The organism is Mesorhizobium sp. M7A.F.Ca.CA.003.01.2.1, from assembly GCF_003998945.1.
GTDB lineage: Bacteria > Pseudomonadota > Alphaproteobacteria > Rhizobiales > Rhizobiaceae > Mesorhizobium > Mesorhizobium ciceri.
In genome coordinates, this window is record NZ_RZRA01000951.1 from 1 (window position 1) to 2,112 (window position 2,112).

Annotated in this window: 1 protein-coding gene and 2 pseudogenes; 2 read left to right on the forward strand and 1 reads right to left on the reverse strand. The window is 60.0% G+C overall.

Going from position 1 to position 2,112, the window contains the following annotated elements; genetic code table 11:
- Positions 1-681 (forward strand): KUP/HAK/KT family potassium transporter (locus EN969_RS28115; RefSeq protein ID WP_206525249.1); only part of this gene is annotated, 681 nt, incomplete at its 5' end.
- A gap of 307 nt (positions 682-988) precedes the next feature.
- A pseudogene (locus EN969_RS28120) lies at positions 989-1,449 on the forward strand (OB-fold nucleic acid binding domain-containing protein); the annotation flags it as partial.
- Between the two features lie 512 nt (positions 1,450-1,961).
- Here the strand turns inward: EN969_RS28120 and EN969_RS28130 are convergent.
- Positions 1,962-2,112, reverse strand: a pseudogene (locus tag EN969_RS28130) (aldehyde dehydrogenase family protein); the annotation flags it as partial.

The following is a 2,112-nucleotide window of genomic DNA, read 5'->3' on the forward strand; positions in this document are numbered from 1 at the left end:
GCGATAGCCTTAATGGCGGTGTTCGTCTTCATCGATACCGGCTTCTTTGCAGCTAACATCGTCAAGGTATTCGAAGGCGGCTGGGCCTCGCTTGCCATTGCCGCAGTGATCGTGATGACCATGTGGACTTGGATAAGAGGCAGCAGGTATCTATTTGACAAGACGCGCAGGAACCAGATTCCGCTCGATTTCCTTGCGGGCAATCTGTTGAAGAAGAAACCGCAGCTGGTGTCCGGTACGGCCGTGTTCCTGACCAGCGATCCCGCCAGTGCGCCGACCGCGTTGATGCACAGCCTGAAGCACTACAAGGCGCTGCACGAACAGAACGTCATCCTCTCTGTGGTGACGGCGCAGCAGCCCGTGGTGCCCGACAGCGAGCGGATCAAGATGGAAACGATCAATGAGCTGTTCATGCGGGTGACACTGACCTTCGGCTACATGGAACAGCCTAACATCCCGCGTGCGCTGGCGATCTGCCGCAAGCAGGGTTGGAAGTTCGACATCATGACGACGTCCTTCTTCCTGTCGCGTCGCTCGCTCAAGGCGTCACCCAACTCCGGCATGCCGGTGTGGCAGGACAAGCTGTTCATCGGCTTGGCGCGCACGGCCGCCGACGCGACGGAGTATTTCCAGATCCCGACCGGACGTGTGGTCGAGATCGGAACGCAAGTGGCCGTTTAGGTATGCCCGGTTAAGCAGAATCAATTGGCATTTCGCGAGCCGGTGAATGCCTGACCGGGCGGAGGCCACGATGCTTGCGCCAAACTGGGGTCCGGTTCCAGGCCTGAAGCTTCCGGCCCCGAAAGCCGTCCTTTACGCCTGCGATCATTTCCGTTCCGCATTGTCTTGCCGACCCACCAGTCGAGATGCGCTGAAACGACCTCGCCGGGCAGCAACTTATCATTTGAACCTAATCGATGTGCCGCAAGTCCGACCTTCATTCTTCAGTTCACAGGCTAGCGTTGCCAAAATCGGCGTGCCGCCTAACCGGCGCCGCACCGTGACCTGTCAGGATGCTATGCAGGCGCGAGGCAGAAGCTGGCTCGAGGCCGCCGGCCTGGTGCTGGTCCGGCAGCGGCCGGGCTCGGCCAAAGGCTTCATGTTCCTCTGGAGGATGAGACGGGTGCGGCAAACGTCGTCGTCTGGGTCAAGATCTCTCGAGAAATTCCGGCGCGTGCTTCTTGCTTCGGCCATGCTCGGCGTCCGCGGACGCATCCGACGGAAGAGGAGGTGGTGCACCTCGTCGCCCACGAGCTGACCGATCTGTCGGCCGGGCTGGCCAGCGTGGGAAACCGCAAGACGCCGTTTCCGTTGCCGCACGGCCGAGGGACGAGGCTCATCACGGCGGATCGGGCATCGATCCGCGCGGCATGCCGAAGGGGCGCGACATCGTCGATGCAGTATGACCATATCGACCCTATCAAGTTCAAGACGCGTAACTTCCGGTAGCGCTTCCGGAGGCCACTTCAGCAGCATGTTGTGCACACTTTTGTCGGACCCTGTTAACTGCCGATTGGCAGCAGGTCACCCCGTGCCGGATCCCAAATGTCGTCGCTCTCAAGCGCAACGACTGCCCGCACCCTTTTTAAGTCAGCGAGCACCTCCACCGCCGGACGCCGCCCCGTTTCCTGAGCCGCGGCGTAACGGGTGTATTTGTGACTGTCCGGCTCAAACCACTTCAACGATTCCAAAGTAGCCATGGCATCGCCCTTGCGGCTGCGCGTGATGCGAATGATCGTGATCCCATCCTAAGCGCTCGCGTCGAATGGAGACACGCTGCCAACGCTTCATCTGCTCTACCCCATCTTTGTTCCAAGGCGGTCGGATCATCTCAATGAGCCCTGCCTCGGGGTGGCCAAAGCATGCATATTTATCGTTCGGCCCCGCATCGAATTATCATCTGCGATGTGGGACTCGATCTTGGGTTGGCGACGGCTTCGCTCCGGGAGTAGACGTCGGACCACTGATAAGTGCCGGACCTTCTCCACAATTTCTCGGCGGACTCATCGTGAACGCTCGATTGGACGTAAATGCGGTTCGCGGAAACGCAGGTCTGGCCGGCATTGCGGAACTTCGCCTGGACCGCACCGTCAACAGCACCGTCAATGTCGG